The organism is Stenotrophomonas sp. CFBP 13718, assembly GCF_014842145.1.
Classification (GTDB): Bacteria; Pseudomonadota; Gammaproteobacteria; order Xanthomonadales; family Xanthomonadaceae; genus Stenotrophomonas.
Genome location: NZ_JACYVC010000002.1, coordinates 268,132 through 292,609, shown reverse-complemented (window position 1 = coordinate 292,609; position 24,478 = coordinate 268,132). Strand labels below are relative to the sequence as shown.

Sequence of the window (24,478 nt, the reverse complement as noted above, 5' to 3'; positions counted from 1 at the left end):
ACAGCCGACTGAAGTCGGCTCTACCGGAGCGAAGGCAGCCGACTGAAGTCAGCTCTACCGAGCAGCGGCAGCCGACTGAAGTCGGCTCTACCTATGATTGGTAGTAATCGCTGCGGCCGCCCGGCTGTCGCTTGAAGCGCCGGTGGATCCACAGGTACTGGTCAGGTGCTTCGCGCACCATCTGTTCGATGGCCTGGTTGACCCGCGCGGTGTCGGCCTCGACGTCCTGGGTCGGGAAATCTTCCAGCGGCGCGCCCACCTTCAGGTAGTAATCGCCGCCTTCGCGACGGTGGAAGTACGGCACCACGGCGCAGCCGGTCATCCGCGCCAACTGGTGGGTGGCCGTGATGGTGGAGGCGGTATGGCCGAAGAACGGCACGAATACGGTGTCCTTGCCCCGCATGTCCTGGTCCGGTGCGTACCAGAGGAACCCCCCCTTCTTCAGGTGGCGCACGCTCGCACGGATGTCTTCGTTGGCGAACATCGCGCTGGCGTAGCGCAGGCGGCCGAACTTCACCGCCCACTCGTACACCGGATTGCGGTGCTTGCGGTACATGCCGGCCAGCTCGACGTGGTCGCACAGCAGGCGCCCGCACATCTCCAGGGTCATGAAGTGTCCCGACACCAGCAGCACGCCGCGGCCTTCGGCCTTCAGCCGATGCAGGTGTTCAACCCCTTCCACGTGCACGCGCGGGCGGATCGCATCGATGCTGCCCCACCAGGCGCGGGCGAATTCAAAGATGCCCACGCCCAGCGCATCGAAGCTGTCGCGCAGCAGGCGCTGGCGCCACGCCGCATCTTTTTCGGGAAAGCACAGAGCGAGGTTCACTTCGGCCGCGCGCCGACGGCTGCCGGCCAGCCGCCAGGCCACCCAGCCGACGCCGCGGCCCAGCGCACGCTGCAGCAACCACGGCAGCCGCGCGATCGCGAAGGCACCGAACATGGCGGCGAACATGGGCCAGTTGCGCGGTTCGCGCAGCGACGGACGGGGGGCGGTGGTGGCATCAGACATGACCCGCATTCTAGCAAGGCGCTGCGGGCGCGCTGCGTGTCTTTCCGGTAGGGCTCCCGTATCCTTTGGCGATGCGCAAAGACCCCGTCGAATGGATCCTGCGCGGCCTGTACTCGGCCGTGCTCTACCTGCTGCTGCCGATCACCGTGTACCACCTGGTCTGGCGCGGCTTCCGGGTCCGCGAGTACTTCCGGCGCTGGGACGAGCGGTATGCCTCCTATCCCCACTCCAGCTGCCAGCCCCGTGTGTGGCTGCACGCGGTATCGGTCGGGGAAGTCAACGCGGCGGCGCCGCTGGTCAATGCGCTGCGGGCGCTGCGCCCGGACATCCGCTGGGTGATCACCACCATCACGCCGACCGGGTCGGAGCGGGTGCGCTCGCTGTGGGGCGAGGCGGTGGACCACGTCTATCTGCCCTACGACGTGCCGGGCAGCGTGGGCCGCTTCCTCAATCATTTCCAGCCGAGCCTGGCGCTGATCCTGGAGACCGAGCTGTGGCCGAACATGTTGTTCGGCTGCCGCAGCCGCGACATTCCGGTCTACATCCTCAACGCCCGGCTGTCGGCGCGTTCGCTGCGCGGGTACCGGGTACTGGCGGCGTTGATCCGCCGCGCGCTGCGCACGGTCACCTGCGTTGCAGCCCAGTCCGATGACGATGCAGAGCGTTTCATCCAGCTGGGCGCGTCGCCGTCGCAGGTGCAGGCGCTGGGCAACCTGAAGTTCGATATCGCCACGCCCAACGTGCAGGCATTCGTCGAACGCTTCCAGCAGTCCGTTGCCGGTGATCGGCCGGTGTGGATCGCGGCAAGCACGCACGAGGGCGAAGAGCAGGCCGTGATCGAACTGCACAGACAGTTGCGCCTGCAGCATCCCGGGCTGTTGCTGCTTTGGGCCCCGCGCCACCCAGAGCGTTTCGCCCGGGTGGAAACGCTGGCCCGCGACCAGGGCTGGCAGGTGACCACCCGCCGCGCGCAGCAGTGGCCCGGCGGAGGCGACGACGTCTTCGTCATCGACACACTCGGTGAGCTGATGTCGTTCTATGCGTGCGCGCAGGTGGCCTTCGTCGGCGGCAGCCTGCAGGCCATCGGCGGCCACAATCTGCTGGAGCCGGCCGCGATGGGCACAGCGGCGGTGACCGGGCCGCACCTGCACAATTTCGCCGAGATATCGCGGCGCATGCTTGAAGCCGGCGCGCTGCTTGTCGGCAATGACCCGCAGGCGGTGGGTGATCACCTGCATCACCTGTTAGCTGACGCGGCGGCACGTGAAGACATGGCGCAGGCCGGTTGTGCGTTGGTGAGCAATGGACGCGGTGCGTTGAAGCGGACGATCGCGTTGGTGGAACCCCACCTGCCGCCAGCACTTGAGTTGTAATCGGCTCGATTACCGCGTTTTTAGGCTTTTTCCGATTTTCTGGTCCACGCGTCCTGCCTAGCTTCGGGAGAGCAGCCACCGGCTGCGTCTCCCGGAGAAGCCGATGTACCTCTCACCCGTGTCGCACGTCCGTATCGGCGTGCTGTCTGCCCTGCTGCTGCCCGCCTCACTGCTGGCGCAGGATCGCAACGACGACGCACACCCCCGATTCCTCGGTCCCTTGGCCAGTGGCGGCCAGCCGGTGCCGAAAGGGATGGTCAATATCGAACCCTATCTGATCAACAGCACATCGTCGTCCCGCTTCGATGCGGACGGTCATCGGCTCGACCGTGATGCGCCCGCGCAGTGGGACCTGGTCGTGCCGATGAACGTGGGCGTCACCGATCGACTGACCCTCGGCACCACCCTCGCTGGCCAGTACGATCAGGGCGCTGATGGACGGCGTGATCTGGTCATTGGCGATACGTCAGTCAAAGCCCAGTACGCGGTGTATGCCAGTACAGGGGGCCACCGCACGGCGTGGGCGGTTACCGCGCAGCGTGGCCTGCCCACCGGGCGCCATGATCGCCTGCAGTACACCGACCGCGCAGGCAGTGGCAGTGGTGCGCAGACCACGGCGCTTTCCGTGCAGGGCCAGGCTTACTTCCTGGACGGCATGCTGCGCGCACGCGCCGTGGCAGGCTGGCGCCTTCCAGGCAGCCGCGCCGGCATCCGCGGGCAGAGCGTATACGGTACTGCCGCCGGATTCAGCGGTTCGGCGCGGCTGGGCAGCACCTTCAGCTCCAGCGTCGCAGCCGAATACAGCGTGCATCCGCACTGGACCCTGGTGGCCGAGGCCCTGTACGAACAGGATCGTGGCGCGCATGTAAGCGGACGGATGGCTGAGGGCGAGGCGCTGGACAGGCGGGATCCCACCTCATGGCGGCTGTCTGTACTGCCTGCGGTGGAGTACCACTTCAGCGACCAGGTCGGCGTCATCGGAGGCGTGCAGGTGGGCGTTGCCGGGCGCAACGCCAGTGCCATCGTGGCGCCGCAGGTTGCGTTGAACGTCGCGTTCTGATCCCCGCCATGCCGGCCGCGCCGCTGCCATGAAGGTAGCGGCGCGGCGCCCATCAGCCACTCGTGCTTGGACTCCAGAATGCCTGGCGCACGCCAGGCAGCGACTGCAACGCATGCACCATGCCGTCCATGGCATCGGCATCCACGGACGTTGCCGTGAGGACGGCTTCGATCTCCACGTCCTCTTCGCCGAACGCGGTCACCTGCAGATCGGTGACCGGATAGGCGTGCCGCTCAAGCGCGCTTTCCAGCGCCGCCATCAGTTCGCGCTGGCGGTGGCGTCCTACGATCACGTGCACGATGTTGGTCACTTCCACCGTGTCCGAATCCAGTGGACGGCGGTTGATCGCGTTGACGATCGGCCGCAGCAGGGTGTTCGCGGCGAGCACGAATACCGTTCCCAGCACGGCCTCTGCCAGCATGCCGGTGCCTGCGGCCACGCCGATCGCGGCCGACCCCCATAACGTGGCGGCGGTATTGATGCCGCGGATGTTGCCTTCCTCGCGCATGATCACGCCGGCCCCCAGGAAGCCCACGCCCGATACGACATAGGCCACCACCTGCAGCGGGTTCGGCGTACCGCCGTAATGTGCGTGGAAACGCATCGCGATGTCGACGAACAGCGCCGCACCGACGGCAACCAGCACGTTGGTGCGCAGGCCGGCAGTGCGTTGCCGATACTGCCGCTCCAGGCCCACCAGGCCCCCCAGCAGGAAGGCCAAGGACAGGCTGGTGACGGTATCCAGCGTGGCGGTAACGTCCAGGTGCTGCAACAGGCGCATCAGCCCGCCGCCCCGGTCAGCTGGTCACCGAGGAACGCCCACGCAAAGCCGAAGTAGACGAACACGCCGATCAGGTCCATGACCGAGGTGATCAGCGGCGAGGACAGCGTCGCCGGATCGGTGCCCAAGCGCCGCGCGAGGAACGGCAGCAGTGCGCCGATGACGCCGCCGAGTGCGGTGCAGACCAGCATGCTCAGGCCCACCACCAGCAGTACGTCCGTGCCCACGCCCTTGCTGAAGTACGCCAGCACGGCTTCCAGCAGGGCGATGGTGATGCCGAGCATGGCCGCCACCGGCAGTTCACGGCGGATCACGAACCCCACGTGGCGCCAGTTCAATCCCAGCTCACCCAGCGCCATGCCGCGGATCACCAGCGTGGCGGATTGGCTGCCGGTATTGCCGCCCATGTCGACAATGGGGGCGATGAAGGCGGCCAGCACGATGGCCTGGCTCAGCAGTTCCTCCTGGGCGGCGACGAAGGTGCTGGTGATGATGCCGAAGAAGGTCAGCACGGCCAGCCAGAACACGCGCACGCTGAACATCCTGCGCAGGGGGGTGGTCATCACATCCAGGTCGCCCCCCTTGCCGGTGGACGTGCCACCAAAGCGTGCGAGCTGATTGGCATCCTGTTGCTTGTCGATGTCCATCGCATCGTCCACGGTCACGATGCCGATCATGCGGTCCTTGTCATCCAGCACGGGTACCGCGAGCAGGTCATAACGGCGGATCAGGTCAGCGGCCTGCACGCGTGGCCACGCCGCACGCACGAAAACCGCATCCGGCCGCAGCAGTCCGGCCACGCGGGTGTCGGGCTTCGCCACCACCAGGTCGCGCAGGGACACCGTCCCCTGCAGGTGCCGCTGGGCATCGAGCACGTACAGCACATAGACCGTTTCGCTGTCCGGCGCCGTCGCGCGGATATGGTCCAGTGCTGCGCTGACGGTCATGCTGCTGCCGATGGCCACGAAGTCCGACGTCGTCGCGGAGCCGACGGCGGATTCCGGGTAGGCGGACAATGCCAGGACGTCATCGCGCTCGATCTCATCCAGGCCGTCCAACAGCCCGGATTTTCCCGGGGCATCCAGCCGGTTGAACAGGTCGGCGCGGTCGTCGGCTGGCATCTGCGCGAACAGCTCGGAAAGCTCCTTGGCCGGCAGCACGGCAACCAGCGCATCCTGCCGTTCGGCGTCGAAGTGCGAGAACAGCATCGCGCGCTGTGGCGTCTCCAGAAGCTGCAGCAAGGTCGAAGCAGGGCGGACGCTGATCGCCTGCAGGGCATCGGCGAGATCGGACGGGTGGCAGGTGCGGACCAGTTCGGCGAAGCCCGCGCGATCGGGGGCGTGGGCGAAACGGCGGACGGCGAACATCATCTCTTCGCGGTTCATGGGAAGTCTCCTGGACAGGGTGCGATAGGCAGGTAGCCGCGAACAGCGGCGTTGATGGGGAAGGGTTATCGGCTCAGTGGCAGGTTCAGACCCACCGTGAGCCACGAATCAGAGGCCGCGCCGTGCTGGCGGCCGACGAGCAGATCCAGCGAGGCGTCGTTGCGTAGCAGGCGGCGCACGCCGAACTGGCTGCTGCGTTGGCGAGCGGCATCGCGGTACTGCTCGGCCAGCACGGACCAGCGCGGTGCGATCCGGATTTCAGTGCCGGCGCCGAAGGTCAGCCCGCGCTCGGTGCGTGATCGCACCCAGCCCGTGTTGGCATGGATCAACACGTCACCTTGCCGATCCACCGCGATACTCAACGGGACGTTGACTGCCCAGCCGCGGGCCCCACCGTGGCGAAGGTCACCCCCGGTCTGGAGGGCACCGGCCAACTGGATCCGGTCAGCGTGCCAACCGCGCAGCGTACGCTTGGCACCAATGGCCCACGGGGTATCACCGCTACCGCGCAGATGGCTCAGCGCGAAGGACCACTCCGTGCCTGCCACGGTGCACGCCGGCACGGCGGTGCGTTCGCTATGGCCGGTGGTGTTGCGGATCCAGCTTTCCAGTTGGCAGCTGGATTCGGGCGTGGTGCCGGCGTCGTCCACCAGCAGGCTGGCCGCAGCGAGCGAGGGGCCGCTGACGGTGAGGGTCGCCCACAGCGGGGCAAGGCGAAGAGAGGTGAAGCGCATGGTCGTACTCCGGAAAACAAAACGGATACGCCAGCGGCTCCCACTTGGGCCGAAGGTAAAGAATGCGATGTTCGAAGATCAGGCCGTCGGCAAGGGACGGCGCAGGGCCTCGTCCTGGCGGACGCGACCTGCCTGGCAGTGTCGGATCCGCTCAGTAAAAGCAGAATCTACTGTGACTGTCCAAGCAGGGGCCCCCGGGGCGATGAAGTGCGCGCATGGTGGTCAGTTGGACCAGCGCAGGTCAAGCAGAAACCCTGCAAAGCGCGCATATCCGTGCGATGCGGCACGAATCTGCGTAATGGCAGGCCACTGCCACCTGTCGCGAGGCGTCATATACGACATGGCAGCGCCATGCTGTCTGCGCTGTGGGATGCCGTCGATAGCGGTGACGTTCGGTTTAGTGCCTTTCGATAGAGTTCGTATTTTCATATTCCAACTTTCCCCATGTCCGCCCGGCGCCTCGCGCTCTAGCGTCGTCAGCGCAGGCAAAAACGCCTGATTTGGAGAGAGGAACACCATGCACGAACGAACCACCCGGCAGCACGTGTCACGCGCCTGCCTGCTGCTGTTGGGCAGCGTCATGACGACGCCTGCCGCTTTCGCCGAATCGTCGCCCCGTTTCGCCGGTCCTCTGCTGAGTCCTGCGCCCCCGCTGCCGGTGGGCATGCTCAACATCGAGCCGTACCTGATCAACAGCCAGTTGCGCGGTGTGTATGACGGGCAAGGTGATCGACACGATGCGAGTGGTCCGGACGGGTGGTACCTGGCCGTGCCGGTGCAATACGGCCTGCACGAGCGGGTCACCGTCGCCGCGAGTTTCAACGCGTCGTACAACCGCGATGGCGATCACTCGCGTGCGTTCGACATCGGCGATACGACCTTGTCGGCGTTGATCGGGCTGTACAAAGGCGACGGCCCGAACCGCCCGACGCTGACCCTCGCCGTGCGCCAGAGCATCGCCACCGGCCATCACGACCGGTTGGAAGAGCGCCCTATTTCGGTGGCCAGCGGTACCGGCGTGGGGGCTACCAGTTTCGGTCTGCACGGCCAGGCGTATTTCGTCGATGGCCATCTGCGCCTGCGCGCCAGCACGTTGTGGCGCACGCCAGGTGCCAACGCCGGTGTCCGCGGCCAGAGCGCCTTCGGTACCCCGAGCGGTTTCGATGGGCGGGTGCGGATGGGGGCGGCGATGACCAGTCTGCTGGCCGCCGAGTACAGCCTGTCGCGCACCTGGGTGCTGGCGGGCGAACTGCTGCACGAGCGTGAGAGTGAGAGCAGTCTGCATGGCACGCAGCCGGCAGCGGCCGGGCGCGAGGAATTCCATCGGCGTGACCCGTCGAGCTGGCGCTTCTCGGTCGTGCCGGCGGTGCAGTATCACTGGAACGACAATGTCGCCCTGGTGGCCGGCGCGCAGGTGTCGCTTGCCGGACGCAACAGCAGTGCGGTGGTCGTGCCGCAGGTCGCGGTGAACATGGTCTGGTGATGGGCTGACGGCCTGCAGCCGTCATGACGAAAAAAGCCACCCGCATGCGGGTGGCTTTCGTGTTTTCACACCGCAGCGGTGATCAGTTGCCGACGGTGGTGCTCGGGTTGCCGGCATCGACAGTCAGCAGGCGGTTGATCTCCTGCAGCTCGGCGATGTCCAGACCACCCACGGCCTGGCTCAACAGCAGGCGGTTCTGCAGGAACGTGTAACGCGCGTTCGCGTAGTCCAGCTGCGCGGAGAACAGGATGCGCTGGTTCTGGATGACGTCCAGCACGGTGCGCGTACCCACTTCCAGGCCGACCTGCGAGGCGTCGTACGCGCTCTGCGCGGACACCACGGCAAGACGCCGCGCTTCGACTTCGCTGATGCCGGCCACGAGGGTCTGGTAGGCATTACGCGTGTTGCGGTCCAGCGCGCGCTTCTGCTGCTCGTAGCCGTCCTGGGCGATGTCACGCTGGGCCAGCGCCTGGCGCACCGCGGACTGCGTGGCGCCGCCGGAGAAGATCGGTACGTTCAAGGTCAGGCCGACACTGTTGGTGCGCGTGTCCGGACTCAGGCCACCCGAACCGACGCTGTCACCCCACGTTGCGCCCTGGCCCACGCTGGCGCCCAGCGCGAGCGTCGGCAGGTGGCCGGCACGTGCGGACTGCACGCTGGCTTCGGAGGCGCTGACCTGCAGTTCCTGCGCCTTCAGCGCCGGATTCTGCGCGACGGCGCTCTGTACCAGCTGGTCGACGTTGCCGCGGTTGGCCGGCACTTCCGGACGGAAGTCTTCCGGCAGGCCGCGCAGGTTGGTCACCGGCTGGCCGGTCAGTTCGGTCAACGCCTGGTAGGCATCGGCCAGGGTGTTCTGCGAGACGATGGTGTTGGCACGTGCCTGGTCGTACTGGGCGCGCGCTTCATGCACGTCGGTGATCGGTGCCAGGCCGACTTCCAGACGCTTGTCGGCGAAATCGAACTGCTTCTTGGCCGCTTCTTCGTTGGTCTTGGCCGCGTTCAGCGATTCGATCGCCACCAGCACGTTGAAGTAGGCGGCCGAGGTGCGGACGATCAGGTTGTCGTTGGCCGAATCCAGGGTGAAATCAGCCGCCTTGCTCAGCTCGCGCTGCGCACGCAGCGTGCTGAACTGGCTCCAGTTGAACAGGGTCTGGCTGCCATCGATGGTGTAGGTGCGGCGACGGCTTTCGAAGGTGCCGGTGTTGTTGCCCCGGTCTTCGGTACGCGAGCGGTTCAACGAGGCGACGCCGTTGATCTGCGGCAGCAGGGCGGCGCGTGCCTGCACGGCGCCTTCCTTGTCGAACAACCGGGTGGACTCGGCAGCCGAGAGCTGCGGATCGCCATTGCGGGCCATTTCGTAGACCTGCAGCAGGTCGGCGGCATGGGCGGACAACGGCAGCAGGACGGTGGCCAGCGCAATAGCGAGGGTTCGGCGGATCATTGCGGCTTCCTTGGACTCAGAGGTGGAACTGGGGGGCCGGCGCGGCACCGCGCAGGTAATCGATATCGGTTTCGTACAGCGATTCGGTGCTGCCATCGGCGTTGACCAGGATCGCTTCCATCACCGGCGAACGGCCGTGGATGATGTACAGGCGACCACCGGGACGCAGCCACGAGGCGAACTGTGACGGCACCTTGTCCACTGCGCCAGTGACACAGATCACATCGAAGCGGCGCTCGGTCTGCCACGCCAGGGCGTCGGCCACTTCCACGCGCACATTGGTGCCCAGCCCGGTGCTGTCCAGTCGCGCACGCGCGGTGGCGGCCAGCTCCGGGTCGATCTCCAGGCTCAGTACGTCGCGCGCGAGCGCGCCGAGGCAGGCCGAGAGGTAGCCGCTGCCGGTGCCGATTTCCAGCACTTCGTCGCCCGGCTGCAGATCCAGCGCCTGCAGCGTGCGGCCTTCCACCACCGGCTTCATCATCTTCTGCCCGCCGTCGAGCGGCAGCTCGATGTCCGCATAAGCCAGCGCGCGGTGCGCTTCAGCCACGAAGGCTTCGCGCGGCAGGCGGGCCAGGACGTCGAGCACCTTGATGTCCAGCACGTCCCAGGGACGGATCTGCTGTTCCACCATCAGTTCACGGGCGTGTGCGTAGTCAATCGTCATGAGGTTCCAATCCAGCGCAGTGGGCCGGCCATTTTACCGGTGCCGGAGGCCGTCGGCGCGCCCAGAGCATGTATTCAGGGCGGCCGGGGACGCAGTGCCGGAAGTCATCGCGACCTCCGGCTTGTTCAGGTTGTACGGATCAGCCACCGCCGGGTGCCGCGGCCACGGGGCGCGGCGCGTAGGCACGCAGGAAGAAGTCCACGCTGGCCGCAACATGGGTGCGGGCATCGCAGGCCGCCAGCGCCGGCATCAGGCCGCACATCAGGTGCGTATGCAGCTCACCTTTGACCAGCGTCATCAACTGCAGCGCGGCCGTCGGGAAGTCGTCGATCTCCAGCTCACCGCCCGTCGCGCGGGCACGCAGGAACTCGGCCAGCGCATCCGTGGTGCGCTTCGGGCCCGCCTGCCAGAACATTTCGCGCAGCCGGTCGTCGGTCTCCGGCGCCATCATCACCCGTTGCACGGACACCGCCGCATCGGAGGTGACCATGTCGAAGAAGGCGTGGGCGATCCCCAGCAACTGGTCGCGCAGGGGACCTTCGGCCTCTGCCACGAACAGGGTATCGGGCAACATCTCGATGCACTTGGACTTCACCGCTTCGGTGAAAAGGGCTTCTTTGTCGCCGAAATGGCTGTAGACGGTGAGCTTGGAGACACCGGCCTGGGCGGCGATCGTATCCATGCTGACACCGGTGTAGCCCTGCTCGACGAACAGCGCCTTGGCGGCATCAAGGATCGCGGCGCGCTTGCCCAGGTCCTTGGGACGACCGGGACCTGCCGTCTTGCCAGCAGGTTTCGCGCCACGCTTGGGGGAGAAGGGACACATCATCACGCTAATACTAGACCAATCGGTTCGATATTTATACTATACCGCCGGGTTTACTAATCGCCCGGCGCCCCGCACCGCGTGGCCGCCACCACTTTGAACGCGTTATCAGGACGACTATCGATGAAGATCGTGCGCTGGATGGGACTTGCCTTGGGTGTGGCTGTGCTCGCTGCCTGCTCGGGCAACAAGGAGGAGGCGGTTGCTGCCGTTCCGGTGCTCGTCGTGCATCCTGGCGTGGTGACCGGTCAGGGCGGCACCGTGTTCCCCGGTGAAGTCCGCGCGCGGCAGGAAAGCGCGCTGTCGTTCCGGGTGGGCGGCAACCTGGTCAAACGCGACGTCGATGCCGGCCAACGCGTCAGCAAAGGCCAGGTCCTGGCCGAGCTCGATGTGGCCGACTTCGCCCTGCAGGCGCGTGCGTCGCAGGCCCAGCTGGCCGCCGCCCAGGCCGACCTGGTGCGCGCACGCGACGACCATCGGCGCTATGAGGCACTGGCCGCGCAGCAGCTGGTCAGCCGCTCCGAACTGGACCAGCAGTCCGCTGCGTTGAAAGCGGCGCAGGGCCAGGCGGATGCGGCGCGGGCCAATCTCGATGTGCTGCGCAACCAGGCCGGCTATGCGCAGTTGCGCGCGCCGACGGACGGGGTGATTGCCAGCCGCGAGGCCGAAGCCGGGCAGGTCGTGACGGCCGGGCAGACCATCTTCAACCTGGCCGCCGATGGGGGGCGCGAGGTATTGATCGATCTGCCGGAAGCGACGTTGCGTGACTTTGCCGTGGGCCAGGCCGTGCAGGTGGACCTGTGGAACCGTGCCGGGTCGATGTTGCCGGGCACCATCCGCGAGATCGCCGCCGCCGCTGATCCGCAGTCGCGCACCTATGCCACGCGCGTCAGCCTGGCGGCGGATGCGCTGGCCGAGGTGAGCCTGGGGCAGAGCGCGCGCGTGCATGTGGCGCCTTCGGGCTCCGGTGCCGGTGCCCTGCAACTTCCGCTGGCCGCGCTGCAGCGCGGTGCCGACGGCCGTGCCAGCGTGTGGGTGGTGGATCCCGACACCGCCACCTTGAAGGCGGTGAGCGTGACCACCGGTGCCTACGGCAGCGACAGCGTGCCCGTGTCGAGCGGTATCACCGCGCAGGACTGGGTGGTTGCCGCCGGAGGCCATCTGCTGCGCGCCGGACAACCGGTGGTGGCCGTGGACCGGCAGAACCAGCCGGTCCTGAAGCCGGCCGTCCGCGGTCCTGCCCCTGCGCCGAAGGGCAAGGAGTAAGCCCGTGCGCCGTTTCAATCTTTCCGAATGGGCTTTGGCCAACCGCCCGCTTGTGTTGTTCGCCATGCTGGCCTTCGCCCTGATCGGGGTGTGGTCCTACAAGCATCTGGGTCAGTCCGAAGATCCGCCCTTCACGTTCAAGGCGATGGTGGTGCGCACGCTGTGGCCCGGTGCCACGGCCGAGCAGGTGTCGCGGCAGGTGACCGAGCCGATCGAAAAAGCGCTGATGAACACCGGCGAGTTCGAGTTCATCCGCTCGTATTCGCGCCCCGGCGAATCGCAGGTGATCTTCATGGCCCGCGACGACCTGCGCTCCAAGCAGATCCCAGACCTGTGGTACCAAGTACGCAAGCGCGTGGGCGACATCCAGGCCACGCTGCCACGGGAGATCGTCGGTCCGTTCTTCAATGATGAGTTCGGCGATACCTTCGGCAACATCTACGCACTGACGGGCCAAGGCTTCGATTATGCGGTGATGCGCGACTACGCCGACCGCATCCAGCTGGAGCTGCAGCGGGTGCCGGACGTGGGCAAGGTCGACCTGGTCGGGCTGCAGGATGAAAAGGTCTGGATCGAGCTGTCCAACGCCAAGCTGGCCACGCTGGGGGTGTCGATGCAGCAGGTGCAGCAGGCGCTGGCCGACCAGAACGCGATCACCGGCACCAGCTTCTTCGAAACCGCCACCGACCGCGTGCAGCTGCGGGTGAGCGGGCAGTTCGACAGCATCGAGGCGATACGCGCGTTTCCGATCCGTGCCGGTGAACGTACCGTGCGCCTGGGCGACCTCGCCGAGGTGAAGCGGGGCTTCGCCGATCCGGCATCGCCGAAGATGCGCTTCATGGGCGCCGATGCGATCGGTCTGGCGGTGGCGATGAAGGATGGCGGCGACATCCTCGCCCTCGGTGCGCATCTGGATGCGGAGTTCGAACGACTGCAGAAGACCCTGCCGGCGGGCATGCAGCTGCGCAAGGTGTCCGACCAGCCCAAGGCGGTGGAAGAGTCGGTGGGTGAGTTCGTGCAGGTGCTGACCGAAGCGGTGGTGATCGTGCTGCTGGTCAGTTTCTTCTCGCTGGGCCTGCGCACCGGGCTGGTGGTAGGCGTGACCATTCCACTGGTGCTGGCGATGACCTTCTTCGTCATGCATTACTTTGGCATCGGCCTGCACAAGATTTCGCTGGGTGCGCTGGTGCTGGCGCTCGGCCTGCTGGTGGACGATGCGATCATCGCGGTGGAGATGATGGCCACCAAGATGGAGCAGGGCTACGATCGCCTGCGTGCGGCCAGCTTTGCGTGGGAGTCCACCGCCTTCCCGATGCTGACCGGGACGCTGATCACCGCGGCCGGCTTCCTGCCGATCGCGACGGCGGCCTCCAGCACCGGCGAGTACACCCGTTCGCTGTTCCAGGTGGTGACCATCGCGCTGGTGGTGTCGTGGATCGCAGCAGTGCTGTTCATTCCCTACCTCGGCGACAAGATGCTGCCGGACCTGTTCAACCGCCAGCCGCCGAAACCGGGCAGTTTCACCGCGCGCTGGCATGCACGCCGGCAGGCGTGGGCGGACCGCTGGCCGGCCGTATCGAACCTGGTCGCGCCGCCGCAGCACGGGCACGACCATGATCCCTACCAGCGGCCGTTCTATGTGCGCTTCCGCCGCTTCCTCGACGCTTGCCTGCGCCACCGCTGGTGGGTCATCGCCGCCACCGCGCTGCTGTTCGTCGGCTCGCTGGTGCTGTTCCGCTTCGTACCGCAACAGTTCTTCCCGGATTCCACCCGGCCGGAGCTGATGGTGGACATCGAACTGGCCGAAGACGCGTCGTTGAACGCCACCCGTGACCAGGCCATCAAGCTGGAGAAGCTGCTGGCGGGTCGTGAGGGCATCCGCAACTACGTGGCCTATGTCGGCACCGGTTCACCGCGCTTCTACCTGCCGCTGGACCAGCAACTGCCGGCCACCAACTTCGCCCAGTTCGTCGTGCTGGCCAACGACACCAAAGCGCGCGAAACCACCCGGGACTGGTTGATGGACGAGGTGATCCCGCAGTTCCCGGACGTGCAGATGCGGGTGACGCGGCTGGAGAACGGTCCGCCGGTCGGGTACCCGGTGCAGTTCCGTGTGTCGGGCGAACATGTGGCCCAGGTACAAGCGCTGGCCCGCCAGGTCGAGGCAAAGGTGCGCGCCAATCCGCATACGATCAACGTCAACCTGGACTGGAGCGAGCCGAGCAAGGTGGTGCGGCTGGTGATCGATCAGGACCGCGCCCGCGCGTTGGGGGTGAGCAGTGCGCAGGTCAGCCAGTTCCTGGCCAGTTCACTGGCCGGGCAGAGCGTGAGCGTGTACCGCGAGGGCAACCGGCAGATCGAAATGCTGGTACGCGGCCCGGCCGACGAGCGTGCCCATCTGGCGCTGCTGGCCAGCCTGTCGATGCCGACCGCCAGCGGCGGCAGCATCAGTCTGTCGCAAGTGGCGACGCTGGAGCAGGGCTTCGAGGATGGCATCATCTGGCACCGCGACCGCCTGCCGACCGTGACGGTGCGCGCCGACATCGGCGATGGCATGCAGCCGCTGGACGTGGTGCAGCAGATCCTGCCCACCCTGGATGACGTGCGCAGCGAGCTGCCCAGTGGGTACCTGCTGGAAACCGGCGGTACGGTGGAAGATTCGGCACGCGGCCAGGACTCGATCAAGGCCGGCATGCCGTTGTTCCTGGTAGTGGTGGCGACGTTGCTGATGCTGCAGTTGCGGAGCTTTTCCCGCGCGGCGATGGTGCTGGTCACCGCACCGCTGGGCATCATCGGCGCGACGTTGTTCCTGTTGATCTTCCGGGTGCCGTTCGGGTTCGTCGCGCTGCTCGGTACGATCGCACTGGCGGGCATGATCATGCGCAACTCGGTGATCCTGATCGACCAGATCCAGCAGGACATCGATGCTGGGCATGACCGCTGGGATGCGATCCTGGATGCGACGGTTCGCCGCTTCCGGCCGATCGTGCTGACCGCGCTGGCGGCGGTGCTGGCGATGATTCCGCTGTCACGCAGCGCGTTCTACGGATCGATGGCGATTTCGATCATGGGCGGACTGATCGTCGGCACGGTGCTGACGCTGGTGTTCCTGCCGGCGTTGTACGCGGCGTGGTTCCGGGTGCGGAAGGAAGACGGTCGAACGGGCTGAGCCCCCTCGCGGTTGGCTACGTTCAGTTGCATCTGCGGGTGGGCCGGGCGGTGGGGCTGGGCGGGGGACGGCAAAAACTGCGTCCATGCGTGCCTCGTTTCGTGCCATCCATGGCACGGGTCCACGTCATCGCATTCGCGCTGCCGCTCCCACGCTTTGCTGCGCAAACCGTGGGCCCCGTCTCACCATCACCCACACCCCGCCGCTTCGCGGCCGCCCCTGACTCAGGGGCTCCCCCCACCAGACGATTTACTGTCACCGGTAACGCCGACCCATGGTCGGCGAGCGCAACGGGCCGTTGGCGGGAACATTCCGCCGAGCACGGCTCGGCGCTACCGATGGCCGCAGGCCCGAACGTTCCGTGGCCGCCATGGACCTGTCAATGGTGGGGTGGGGTGGGGTGGCGGGGGCGTTGAGCGCCATGGATGGCGCGAAACGAGGCCCGCATGGATGCAGCTCTTGCCGTCCCCCGCCAACCCACCCCGCCCCACCAACCCACGACCCTGCAGACGTTGACGTTGACGTTGACGTTGACGTTGACGTTGCAGTTGCAGTTGCACTTGCAGTTGCAGTTGCACTTGCAGTTGCCTCTGCGGGTGCCGGGCGCAGCCCGGCAACCCCCTCAGCCCTGCAGTCGTGCGACCACCGCCGCCGTAGCCTGCTGCGTCGACACCGCCGCACCGGCCGCTGCCAGGTCCGCCGTGAACACACCGGCATCCAGCGCCGCGTGCACCGCCGCTTCCACCGCAGCGGCCTCCGCGTCCAGCCCCAACGAGTGGCGCAGCAGCATCGCCGTGCTGAAGATCGTCGCGTAGGGATTGGCGATGCCCTTGCCGGCGATGTCCGGTGCCGAGCCGTGGATCGGCTCGTAGATGCCGACCGCGCCGGGTTCACCCAGCGATGCCGACGGCAGCAGGCCCAGTGAGCCGGCCAGCATCGACGCTTCGTCCGTCAGGATGTCGCCGAACATGTTCTCGGTCACGATCACGTCGTACTCGCGCGGCTTGGCCAGCAGGTGCATGGCCATCGAATCGACCAGCTGGTGCTCCAGCGACACGTCGGCGAACTCGTCGCGGCCCAGACGGGTGGCGACGTCGCGCCACAGGCGGGAGGTTTCCAGCACGTTGGCCTTGTCCACCGACGTGACCTTGCCGCGACGCTGGCGTGCCAGCTGGAACGCGCTGCGCAGCACGCGCTCGATCTCCACCACGCTGTAGCTGCACAGGTCGCTGGCCGCATCCGCGGTGCGGGTCTTCTCACCGAAATAGATGCCGCCGGTCAGCTCGCGAACCACCACGAAGTCGACGCCGCGCAGCAGCTCGGGCTTGATCGGCGAAGCGTGCAGCGCGGCTTCGTGCGTGCGTACCGGGCGCAGGTTCGCGTACAGGCCCAGCGCCCTGCGGATTGCCAACAGGCCCTGCTCGGGTCGCACGGTGGCGTTGGGATCGGACCACTTCGGGCCGCCGACGGCACCCAGCAGGATCGCGTCGGCGGCACGGCAGGCATCCAGGGTGCTGGCCGGCAGCGGCGCGCCATGGCGATCAATGGCGATGCCGCCGATGTCGTGTTCCTTGAAGCTGAAGCTGTGATGGAAACGGGTGGCAATGGCTTCCAGCACGGCGACACCGGCAGCAGCTACTTCCGGGCCGATGCCATCACCGGGCAATACGACGATCTCAGCGTGCATGTTCACTCTCATAACGTTCAATGTCGGGGACACGGCCCAGCAGGTAGCCCAACTGGTCGACACCTTCCAGCAGACAGGTCTGCGAGAAGCCGTCCAGCGGGAACGTGTAGACGCGACCATCGGGGGTGCGGACCTCGCGCGCGGCGATGTCCAGGGTCAGGGTATCGTCCGGGCGCTGCATCAGCGCCTGCACGTCGGCCTCGTCCAGCACTACCGGCAGCAGGCCGTTCTTCAGCGCGTTGCCCCGGAAGATATCCGCGATCTCGCTGCTGATGATCGCGCGCAGGCCGAGATCGGTGAGGGCCCACGGCGCATGCTCGCGCGAGGAGCCGCAGCCGAAGTTGCGGCCGGCCAGCAGGATGCTGCGGCCTGCATTCTCTGGCTGGTTGAAGGCGAAATCCGGATTGGGCGTGCCGTCGGCGGTCCAGCGCCAGTCATTGAAGGCATTGCGGCCCAGGCCGGCACGCTCGGTCGTGGACAGGAAGCGCGCCGGGATGATCTGGTCGGTATCGATGTTGGTCTGGCGCAGCACGACGCTGGCCGAGCTCAGGGTACGGAAGCCGGGCATCACGCCACCTCCTGGGTGAACAGGTCACGGACGTCGGCAACGTGGCCGTTCACCGCCGCCCACGCGGCGGTCATCGGCGAAGCCAGCAGGGTGCGCGAGCCCGGCCCTTGGCGGCCCTCGAAATTGCGGTTGCTGGTACTCACCGCCAGTTGGCCCGGCGCGACCAGATCGCCGTTCATGGCGATGCACATCGAACAGCCTGGCTCGCGCCACTCGGCCCCGGCCGCACGCACGATCGCGTCGATGCCTTCGGCTTCGGCCTGGCGCTTGACGATCTCCGAACCGGGGACCACCAGCATGCGCACGCGGTCGGCCACGCGACGGCCCTGCAGCACGTGCGCGACTTCGCGCATGTCGCTCAGGCGGCCATTGGTGCAGGAGCCGACGAAGACCACGTCCACCGGCGTGTCTTCGAGGGTGTCACCGGCATGGAACTGCATGTAGTCCAGGCCCTTCTGCGCGGCGGCATCGTGGGCGGCGGGAATGGGTGCATCCACGGCGATGGCCGTGCCGGGATGCGTGCCCCAGGTCAACGTGGGGCGGATGTCCGCTGCATCGATCGACACCTCGGCATCGAAGCGTGCGCCTTCATCGCTGCGCAACTGCGACCAGCGCGCCACGGCGGCATCGAAATCAGCCCCCTTGGGCCCGCGCGGGGTGGCGGCGACCCAGTCGAAGGTGATCTGGTCCGGGGCCACCATGCCGGCGCGTGCACCGGCCTCGATGGACATGTTGCACAGGGTCATGCGCTGCTCCATGTCCATGGCGGCGATGGTGCTGCCGCGGAACTCCAGCACGTGGCCGGTGCCACCGTTGACGCCGATCACGCCGATGATGTGCAGGACCACGTCCTTGGCACCTACGCCGGGGGGGAGGGCGCCCTCGACGGTGATCGCCATCGTTTTGGCCTTGCGCTGCAGCAGGCACTGCGTAGCGAGCACGTGGCCGACTTCGCTGGTGCCGATGCCAAAGGCCAGCGCACCGAAGGCGCCGTGCGTGGAGGTATGGCTGTCGCCGCAGACGATGGTCATGCCGGGCTGGGTGAAGCCCTGTTCCGGCGCGATGACATGCACGATGCCGCGGCTGGCCGAGGCCATGTCGAACAGTTCAACCCCGTACTCGGCGCAGTTGCGCGCCAGCATCGCCACCTGGGCTTCGGAGGCGGCGCTGGCGTAGGGCAGGGAGCCATCGGCGCGCGCGGGCAGCGTCGGCGTGGAGTGGTCCATGGTGCCCTTGGTGAGGTCGGGCCGGCGCGGCGACAGACCGCGTTCGCGCAGCTCGGTGAATGCCTGCGGCGAGGTGACTTCGTGGATCAGGTGCAGGTCGATGTACAGCACGGCAGGTGCGCTGTCGGATTCGGGGACGACCACGTGGGTGTCCCACAGTTTGTCGTACAGGGTGCGGGGTGCGGGGGTCATGCGATGGCCTGGCAGGTTGATACGGTGGTGAACATCAAGGCAGAACGGGAAGCGGTCAAGGTCAGCGGCGACGCGCGAGCACCCGCAGGCGCACATAGTCGGCCAACGGCTGTCCGGACGCATCCCGGGGCAGTTCGCTGAGCAGTGCGGCGGCGCCCTCGCGCACGCGCGCGGCGGCGCCAGGCGGCAGGTCATCCAGGAAGGGGCTGGCGAACACGCGCAACCAGCCTTCGATGCCGGTGGGCAGGGGCGTGGGGCGCTCGATCAGTTCGGCGAACTGCACATGGAATCCATGCTGGCGCAGGCGGTCGCTGTAGGTGTCAGCGGTAGGGAAGTACCAGGCGAACGGGCTTTCGCCATGACCGTGGGCCACGCGTGCGGCCTGGATGGCACCGACGATGGTGGCCACGTTGCCCTGTCCCCCGAATTCGGCGACGAAGCGTCCGCCGGGCTTCAACGCGCGGCGCACGCCAGCCAGCACGCGGTCCGGCTCGCGCATCCAGTGCAGTGCTGCATTGCTGAACACCGCATCGAACTCTCCGTCGAATGTCAGGGCATGGCCGTCCATCACCTGCGCGTCCAGGCCACGTGCACGGGCGGCGATCACCAGCTCGGGCGATGCGTCGACGCCGGTGATCCGGGCGCCGGTCAGCGCCAGTTCGGTACTGAGCACGCCGTCCCCGCAGCCCAGGTCGAGCACGCGTTCGCCGCTGCGCGCATCGAGCAGGCGTGCCACGGCACCGCCGAGCACCGGAACGAACCCGGCATCGATGGCGTAGTCCTGCGCGTTCCAGCGCTGGCCGGCATCCACAGGTGGCGCGGCGGTGTCGAAAGCGTTCATCGAAGTGTCCTCAGGCCGTGGCGGGGTGGGGGGCTTCGTTGCTGGCCACAACGGCATCGCGCTGGCGCAGCAGTCGATTGGCGACGTCCAGCCACGCCAGGGCGGAGGCTTCGATGATGTCGCGGCTGGTGCCGGTCCCCTCGAAGACCTCATCGCCGTTGCGCACACTCAGGTTGGCCTCGCCGCGCGCGTCGGCGCCGATGCCCACGCTGTGCACCTGGTAGCTGTCCAGCTGCAGGCTGACGCCGGTGGCCGAGGACAGCGCGCCGAACAGTGCATCCACCGGCCCGTCGCCCTGGGCGGTCTCGGCCACGCGGTTGCCATCGGCGTCGGACAGTTCGACCAGGGCATTGGCACGGCTGCCGACATCGCTGATGGTCATCGAGGCCAGGCGATAGCCGGGGGCGCTGGCACCGCCCTGCATCAGCGTCTGCAGGTCCGCGTCGGTGACCACGCGCTGCTGCTCGCACAACGCCTTGAACTGCTCGAACACCAGCTTCAGCTCGTCTTCTTCCAGCCAGAAGCCCAGTGCGCGCAGACGCTGCTCGACGGCCGCGCGGCCGCTGTGGCGACCCAGCACCATCTGCGAATCCTCCCAGCCCACGTCTTCGGGCCGCATGATTTCGTAGGTGCCGCGATGACGCAGCATGCCGTGCTGGTGGATGCCCGATTCATGCGCGAACGCGTTGGCGCCGACGATGGCCTTGTTGCGCTGCACCGGCATGCCGACCAGCCGCTGCAGCAGCTGCGACGTGGATACGATGCGCTGGGTGTTGATCGCGGTGTCCTGCTCGTAGAAGGCCTGTCGCACCTTCAGCGCCATGGCGATTTCTTCCACGGCACAATTGCCGGCGCGCTCGCCGATGCCGTTCACCGTGCACTCCACCTGGCGTGCGCCACCTTCGATGGCGGCCAGCGAGTTGGCCACGGCCAGTCCCAAATCGTTGTGACAGTGGGTGCTGAACACCACGCGGTCGGCGCCGGTGACGTCGGCTACACCGGCGATGACCTGCTGGAACATCGCGCGGATCTCTTCCGGGGTGGTGAAGCCCACGGTGTCGGGCAGGTTGATGGTGGTGGCCCCGGCGGCGATGGCGACGCGTGATACCTCGATCAGGTAATCCAGTTCGGTGCGGGTTGCATCCTCGGCGGAGAACTCGACATCGTCGATGTACGAGCGCGCCAGCGCCACGTGCTTGCGCACCGACTCCAGCACCTGTTCGCGGGTCATGCGCAGCTTGTGCTCACGGTGCAGCGGGCTGGTGGACAGGAAGACGTGCAGGCGCGGATGCGCCGCCGAATCCAGCGAGCGTACCGAGGTTTCGATGTCAGCGGCCAGGCAGCGCGACAGCACGGCCAGGATGGGGCGTTGCACATCACGGCCGATCATCGTCATTGCTTCGCGGTCGGACTGCGAACTGGCCGGGAAGCCGGTTTCGATCACATCCACGCCCAGCTCGTCCAGCGCGCGCGCCATCACCAGCTTCTGCTGCGGGCTCATGCTGCAGCCCGGGGACTGTTCACCGTCGCGCAGGGTGGTATCGAAGATGCGGATGCGCGGCGGGGTAATTCGTTCGATGGTCGGCGTGTTCATGGGGAGGTCTCCTCGACAACGGGCAGTGCGGCGTTCAAATGGGAAGGGGAAGCAGCAGGTTTCAAAGGGGGAAGGGCGACGGCCATGGCAGGCGCTCGCAGGGTTTCAGGGCGACGGCGGCGCGGCTTGCGCGGCGCGCGTGGGCGCACGTCGGTCAGCAGGCCGGCCAGCACGGAGGCATCGATGTTGCCGCCGGAGACGACGGCAAATTTGCGTCGGCCGGCGACGCGGCGGCCAGCAGCCAGCGCGAGCGCACCGGCGCCTTCGGCGATCAGGTTCTCTTCCAGGGCCAGCCGCACCAAGGTCTCGCGCAGTTCGGCTTCGCGCACGATCACCACGTCGTCCAGCAGGGAGGCACACAGGCGGCGGGTCAGGAAGCCGGGGATCTTCACCCGCACGCCGTCAGCCAGTGACGCAACGGGTGCGATGGGGCGGATGTCACCGCGCATGGCGCGGGCCATCGAATCGACGCCCTCGACCTGTGCGCCGACGATGCGCACGCCCTGCGACTTCAGTGCCAGTGCGACGCCGGAGGCCAGGCCGCCGCCGCCAATGGGGACGATCACCACATCCGGTGCATAGGGGGCCAGTTCAATGCCGACCGTGCCCTGACCGGCGATGACATCGGCGTCGTCGAACGCAGACAGGAAGCGATAGTCGTGCTGCTTGGCCAGCTCCACGGCGAACGCCCACGCGTCGTCGTAGCTGTCGCCGTGCTGGCGGACGGTGGCGCCCCAATGGGCCACGCCCGCGATCTTGTTGGCCGGTGCGCCATGGGGCATCACGGTGATCGCCTGTACGCCCAGCCGGTGAGCGGCCCACGCCACGCCTTGGGCATGGTTGCCGGCCGACGCGCAGATCACCGGCCGTGCGTCGCCGCGCTCGCGCCCGGCCAGCAGCGCGTTCAGTGCGCCGCGCACCTTGTAGGAACCGGTGCGCTGCAGGTTCTCCAGCTTCAGCCAGGTGCCGAAGCGTTCTGCATGGTGCAGCGGCGTCGGCGGCAGGAAGCGGCGCAGGCGGGCCTGCGCGGCCAGCACGTCGGCGACGGTTACATCGCCTACGTCGGGCTCGCTGGCAGCGCGGTCAGGGGCGGGCATGACGATCCACGCGCGGCGCGAACGGTGACGGCGGCGGGCGGCGAAGAAGACGCCCCCGTGCCAGCACCCCATTGGAGGTGCGGGCGTTCATGCGGCGACTCCCAGTGCGGTGACCTGCACCGATACGCAGTCGTAGATCTTTTCGATCTGGCGGCACAGCGTCTCCGGGGGGCGCGTACCGTCCACCACCAACTGCAGGTGCCAGCGGCCCTGGTCCTGCGCATCGGGGGCGCCATGGATGGCGCGCGGTGCGAAGCCACGGCGCTCGGCCATGCCGATCACCCGCAGCAGGGCACCTTCGGCCGGGTGCAGCACCAGATCAAGCCGGTATTGCATTGGGGGTCTCCTGGCTGACATGGGCGGGGTTGGATTCCAGCATCGTGCTGTTGGCGGTGTTCGGTGGCACCAGTGGCCAGACATTCGCGCGCGCATCAATGCCGACATGCAGCAGCGCCGGGCCCGGCTCGGCGAGCAGCGCGGCCAGGCCGCCTTCGACATCGTCACGCGCATCGATGCGTGTGGCGGCAATGCCGAACACCTTGGCCAAGGCGACGAAATCGGGATTGTCGGACAGGTCGATCTCGCTGTAGCGCTCGGCGAAGAACAGTTCCTGCCACTGCCGGACCATGCCCAGCGAGCTGTTGTCCAGCAGCACGATCTTCACCGGCAGGCGGCAGCGGGCGATGGTGGTCAGCTCCTGGACGTTCATCATGAAGCTGCCGTCACCGGACACCAGCACCACGGTGCGGTCGGGGCAGGCGAACTGCGCGCCCATTGCCGCCGGCAGGCCGAAGCCCATCGTGCCCAGGGCGCCGCTGGTCAGGTGGTTGCGCGGATGGTTGAAGCGGCAATGCTGGGCGACCCACATCTGGTGCTGGCCGACATCGCAGGCGATCACTGCATCGGCCGGCGCCAGTTCACTCAGCCGCTTCAGCAGCGCCGGAGCGTAGATGTGCTTGCCAGGGGCGTCGTAGCGCGCGATGAACTTCTCGCGGTTCTGCGCGCAGCGCGCGCGCCATGCGGCGTGGTTGGCCAGCGGCGCCGGGAAGGCCGCGTGCAGGGCACGGATTGCATGGGCCACGTTGCCGGGCACGGCGATGTCAGCCGTGCGCAGCTTCGAGATTTCATAGGCGTCCGCGTCGATGTGCACGACCCGGGCGAACGGTGCGAACTCCCCCAGCTTGCCGGTGGCGCGGTCATCGAAACGTGCGCCCAGCACCAGCAGCAGATCGGCTTCCTGGGTGGCCATGTTGGCCGCCCGGGTACCGTGCATGCCCAGCATGCCCAGCGACTGTGGATGGCCGGCGGGCAGGGCGCCCAGGCCGCGCAGGGTCAGCACGGCAGGGATGCCGCTGGCCTCGGCGAAATCGCGCAGGGCCTGCACCGCATCACCCAGGGCGATGCCGCCGCCGGCATAGATCACCGGCTTTTCCGCCGCGGCGATCGCGGCAATGGCGTCGGCGATGGCCTGCTCGGCGGGAGCCGGCGGCGGCTCCACGGCGGCCGGCACGTGCGCCGGCAGATGGCTGGCGTCGGCGACCTGCACATCCTTGGGCAGGTCGATCAGCACCGGCCCGGGGCGACCCTCACGGGCGATGCGGAAGGCATCGGCGACCACGCGCGGCAGATCATCGACGCTGCGGACCAGCCAGCTGTGCTTGACGATCGGCAGGGTCAGCCCGAACACGTCCAGTTCCTGGAATGCGTCGGTGCCCAGCAGCGGCGTGGCGACCTGGCCGGTGATGCAGACCATCGGGACCGAATCCAGCATCGCATCGGCGATGCCGGTGATCAGGTTGGACGCACCCGGTCCGGAGGTGGCGATGCACACCCCGACGCGGCGGCTGGCACGGGCGAAGCCATTGGCAGCCAGCGCAGCGCCCTGTTCGTGGCGGACCAGCACGTGTTTCAGCTGCGAATCCACCAGTGCATCGTAGAACGGCATGATGGTGCCACCGGGGTAGCCGAACAGCGTCTGCACGCCTTCGGCCTCCAGGGCCTGGGTCAGCCAGCGCGCGCCGTTGGGCGGCGCGCTGCGTGGTGCGGGGTTGTTCATGGGAAACCTTGCAGAGCGGGTGG

Annotated in this window: 21 protein-coding genes; 5 read left to right on the top strand and 16 right to left on the bottom strand. The window is 67.4% G+C overall.

The genetic code is table 11. From position 1 onward, the window contains the following. Nucleotides 1-91 precede the first annotated feature (91 nt). A complete protein-coding gene (locus IFT58_RS04870; protein WP_192081299.1) occupies nt 92-1,012 on the bottom strand; it encodes an LpxL/LpxP family Kdo(2)-lipid IV(A) lauroyl/palmitoleoyl acyltransferase in 921 nt (306 codons plus the stop codon). A gap of 71 nt (nt 1,013-1,083) precedes the next feature. On the opposite strand from IFT58_RS04870, the gene waaA reads away from it, so the two are divergent. Together waaA and IFT58_RS04860 are read left to right on the top strand one after the other, a co-directional pair. Continuing rightward, nucleotides 1,084-2,385: a lipid IV(A) 3-deoxy-D-manno-octulosonic acid transferase gene (gene waaA, locus IFT58_RS04865; protein ID WP_192081300.1), complete on the top strand. Its 1,302-nt coding sequence runs from the start codon at nt 1,084-1,086 to the stop codon at nt 2,383-2,385. A gap of 103 nt (nt 2,386-2,488) precedes the next feature. Continuing rightward, complete coding sequence (locus tag IFT58_RS04860; protein ID WP_192094060.1) at nt 2,489-3,445, top strand: hypothetical protein; 957 nt, start codon at nt 2,489-2,491, stop codon at nt 3,443-3,445. 52 nt (nt 3,446-3,497) lie between these two features. Here IFT58_RS04860 and IFT58_RS04855 read toward each other — a convergent pair whose 3' ends face one another. The 4 genes from IFT58_RS04855 to IFT58_RS04840 form a co-directional block, all read right to left on the bottom strand. Next, nucleotides 3,498-4,226, bottom strand: coding sequence for an MgtC/SapB family protein (locus IFT58_RS04855; RefSeq protein ID WP_192094059.1), 729 nt, complete (start codon nt 4,224-4,226; stop codon nt 3,498-3,500). Continuing rightward, a complete protein-coding gene (gene mgtE, locus IFT58_RS04850) occupies nt 4,226-5,611 on the bottom strand; it encodes a magnesium transporter (RefSeq protein ID WP_192094058.1) in 1,386 nt (461 codons plus the stop codon). Before mgtE ends, IFT58_RS04855 begins: the two co-directional genes overlap by 1 nt. A gap of 65 nt (nt 5,612-5,676) precedes the next feature. Further along, nucleotides 5,677-6,345: a hypothetical protein gene (locus IFT58_RS04845; RefSeq protein WP_192094057.1), complete on the bottom strand. Its 669-nt coding sequence runs from the start codon at nt 6,343-6,345 to the stop codon at nt 5,677-5,679. A 222-nt stretch (nt 6,346-6,567) separates the two neighbouring features. Next, nucleotides 6,568-6,864, bottom strand: coding sequence for a hypothetical protein (locus IFT58_RS04840; RefSeq protein WP_192094056.1), 297 nt, complete (start codon nt 6,862-6,864; stop codon nt 6,568-6,570). Between IFT58_RS04840 and IFT58_RS04835 the strand changes: the two genes are divergently transcribed. Then, complete coding sequence (locus IFT58_RS04835; protein ID WP_192081305.1) at nt 6,863-7,828, top strand: hypothetical protein; 966 nt, start codon at nt 6,863-6,865, stop codon at nt 7,826-7,828. The genes IFT58_RS04840 and IFT58_RS04835 overlap by 2 nt on opposite strands. An 82-nt stretch (nt 7,829-7,910) precedes the next feature. Here the strand turns inward: IFT58_RS04835 and IFT58_RS04830 are convergent, their stop codons facing one another. The 3 genes from IFT58_RS04830 to IFT58_RS04820 form a co-directional block, all read right to left on the bottom strand. Then, entirely contained in the window at nt 7,911-9,269 is a 1,359-nt protein-coding gene (locus tag IFT58_RS04830) for a TolC family outer membrane protein (RefSeq protein WP_192081306.1), read from the bottom strand. A 16-nt stretch (nt 9,270-9,285) separates the two neighbouring features. After that, nucleotides 9,286-9,933, bottom strand: a complete 648-nt coding sequence (locus tag IFT58_RS04825; RefSeq protein ID WP_188326235.1) for a protein-L-isoaspartate O-methyltransferase — start codon at nt 9,931-9,933, stop codon at nt 9,286-9,288. 139 nt (nt 9,934-10,072) lie between these two features. Continuing rightward, nucleotides 10,073-10,759, bottom strand: coding sequence for a TetR/AcrR family transcriptional regulator (locus tag IFT58_RS04820; RefSeq protein WP_192094178.1), 687 nt, complete (start codon nt 10,757-10,759; stop codon nt 10,073-10,075). A gap of 123 nt (nt 10,760-10,882) precedes the next feature. On the opposite strand from IFT58_RS04820, the gene IFT58_RS04815 reads away from it, so the two are divergent. Together IFT58_RS04815 and IFT58_RS04810 are read left to right on the top strand one after the other, a co-directional pair. After that, entirely contained in the window at nt 10,883-12,025 is a 1,143-nt protein-coding gene (locus IFT58_RS04815) for an efflux RND transporter periplasmic adaptor subunit (protein ID WP_192094055.1), read from the top strand. Between the two features lie 4 nt (nt 12,026-12,029). After that, nucleotides 12,030-15,194, top strand: coding sequence for an efflux RND transporter permease subunit (locus IFT58_RS04810; RefSeq protein ID WP_192094054.1), 3,165 nt, complete (start codon nt 12,030-12,032; stop codon nt 15,192-15,194). Between the two features lie 622 nt (nt 15,195-15,816). On the opposite strand, the gene leuB is transcribed toward IFT58_RS04810, so the two are convergent. The 8 genes from leuB to ilvG form a co-directional block, all read right to left on the bottom strand. Further along, the gene (leuB, locus tag IFT58_RS04805) at nt 15,817-16,881 is read right to left on the bottom strand and encodes a 3-isopropylmalate dehydrogenase (RefSeq protein WP_188326239.1); all 1,065 of its coding nucleotides are present in this window, start codon (nt 16,879-16,881) and stop codon (nt 15,817-15,819) included. After that, a complete protein-coding gene (gene leuD, locus IFT58_RS04800; RefSeq protein WP_192081310.1) occupies nt 16,871-17,449 on the bottom strand; it encodes a 3-isopropylmalate dehydratase small subunit in 579 nt (192 codons plus the stop codon). Before leuD ends, leuB begins: the two co-directional genes overlap by 11 nt. Further along, nucleotides 17,449-18,867, bottom strand: coding sequence for a 3-isopropylmalate dehydratase large subunit (leuC, locus tag IFT58_RS04795; RefSeq protein ID WP_192081311.1), 1,419 nt, complete (start codon nt 18,865-18,867; stop codon nt 17,449-17,451). The genes leuD and leuC overlap by 1 nt, the downstream gene beginning before the upstream one ends. A gap of 61 nt (nt 18,868-18,928) precedes the next feature. After that, a complete protein-coding gene (locus IFT58_RS04790) occupies nt 18,929-19,708 on the bottom strand; it encodes a class I SAM-dependent methyltransferase (RefSeq protein ID WP_192081312.1) in 780 nt (259 codons plus the stop codon). A 10-nt stretch (nt 19,709-19,718) separates the two neighbouring features. Continuing rightward, nucleotides 19,719-21,302, bottom strand: a complete 1,584-nt coding sequence (locus IFT58_RS04785) for a 2-isopropylmalate synthase (protein WP_192081313.1) — start codon at nt 21,300-21,302, stop codon at nt 19,719-19,721. After that, nucleotides 21,299-22,399, bottom strand: coding sequence for a threonine dehydratase (locus IFT58_RS04780; protein WP_192081314.1), 1,101 nt, complete (start codon nt 22,397-22,399; stop codon nt 21,299-21,301). The genes IFT58_RS04785 and IFT58_RS04780 overlap by 4 nt, the downstream gene beginning before the upstream one ends. Nucleotides 22,400-22,486: 87 nt before the next feature. Then, nucleotides 22,487-22,735: an ACT domain-containing protein gene (locus IFT58_RS04775; protein WP_188326245.1), complete on the bottom strand. Its 249-nt coding sequence runs from the start codon at nt 22,733-22,735 to the stop codon at nt 22,487-22,489. Then, nucleotides 22,719-24,455: an acetolactate synthase 2 catalytic subunit gene (gene ilvG, locus IFT58_RS04770; protein WP_192094053.1), complete on the bottom strand. Its 1,737-nt coding sequence runs from the start codon at nt 24,453-24,455 to the stop codon at nt 22,719-22,721. Before ilvG ends, IFT58_RS04775 begins: the two co-directional genes overlap by 17 nt. Nucleotides 24,456-24,478 lie beyond the last annotated feature (23 nt).

Excerpts from the sequence above, each read along its gene's own strand:
- IFT58_RS04815 (WP_192094055.1), top strand. The coding sequence starts at position 10,883 with ATGAAGATCGTGCGCTGGATGGGACTTGCCTTGGGTGTGGCTGTGCTC.
- IFT58_RS04820 (WP_192094178.1), bottom strand. The coding sequence starts at position 10,759 with ATGTGTCCCTTCTCCCCCAAGCGTGGCGCGAAACCTGCTGGCAAGACG.
- IFT58_RS04780 (WP_192081314.1), bottom strand. The coding sequence starts at position 22,399 with ATGCCCGCCCCTGACCGCGCTGCCAGCGAGCCCGACGTAGGCGATGTA.
- IFT58_RS04840 (WP_192094056.1), bottom strand. The coding sequence starts at position 6,864 with ATGGTGTTCCTCTCTCCAAATCAGGCGTTTTTGCCTGCGCTGACGACG.
- ilvG (WP_192094053.1), bottom strand. The coding sequence starts at position 24,455 with ATGAACAACCCCGCACCACGCAGCGCGCCGCCCAACGGCGCGCGCTGG.
- leuD (WP_192081310.1), bottom strand. The coding sequence starts at position 17,449 with ATGCCCGGCTTCCGTACCCTGAGCTCGGCCAGCGTCGTGCTGCGCCAG.
- leuB (WP_188326239.1), bottom strand. The coding sequence starts at position 16,881 with ATGCACGCTGAGATCGTCGTATTGCCCGGTGATGGCATCGGCCCGGAA.
- mgtE (WP_192094058.1), bottom strand. The coding sequence starts at position 5,611 with ATGAACCGCGAAGAGATGATGTTCGCCGTCCGCCGTTTCGCCCACGCC.
- waaA (WP_192081300.1), top strand. The coding sequence starts at position 1,084 with ATGCGCAAAGACCCCGTCGAATGGATCCTGCGCGGCCTGTACTCGGCC.
- IFT58_RS04830 (WP_192081306.1), bottom strand. The coding sequence starts at position 9,269 with ATGATCCGCCGAACCCTCGCTATTGCGCTGGCCACCGTCCTGCTGCCG.
- leuC (WP_192081311.1), bottom strand. The coding sequence starts at position 18,867 with ATGACCCCCGCACCCCGCACCCTGTACGACAAACTGTGGGACACCCAC.
- IFT58_RS04860 (WP_192094060.1), top strand. The coding sequence starts at position 2,489 with ATGTACCTCTCACCCGTGTCGCACGTCCGTATCGGCGTGCTGTCTGCC.
- IFT58_RS04845 (WP_192094057.1), bottom strand. The coding sequence starts at position 6,345 with ATGCGCTTCACCTCTCTTCGCCTTGCCCCGCTGTGGGCGACCCTCACC.
- IFT58_RS04855 (WP_192094059.1), bottom strand. The coding sequence starts at position 4,226 with ATGCGCCTGTTGCAGCACCTGGACGTTACCGCCACGCTGGATACCGTC.
- IFT58_RS04790 (WP_192081312.1), bottom strand. The coding sequence starts at position 19,708 with ATGAACGCTTTCGACACCGCCGCGCCACCTGTGGATGCCGGCCAGCGC.
- IFT58_RS04785 (WP_192081313.1), bottom strand. The coding sequence starts at position 21,302 with ATGAACACGCCGACCATCGAACGAATTACCCCGCCGCGCATCCGCATC.
- IFT58_RS04870 (WP_192081299.1), bottom strand. The coding sequence starts at position 1,012 with ATGTCTGATGCCACCACCGCCCCCCGTCCGTCGCTGCGCGAACCGCGC.
- IFT58_RS04825 (WP_188326235.1), bottom strand. The coding sequence starts at position 9,933 with ATGACGATTGACTACGCACACGCCCGTGAACTGATGGTGGAACAGCAG.
- IFT58_RS04835 (WP_192081305.1), top strand. The coding sequence starts at position 6,863 with ATGCACGAACGAACCACCCGGCAGCACGTGTCACGCGCCTGCCTGCTG.
- IFT58_RS04775 (WP_188326245.1), bottom strand. The coding sequence starts at position 22,735 with ATGCAATACCGGCTTGATCTGGTGCTGCACCCGGCCGAAGGTGCCCTG.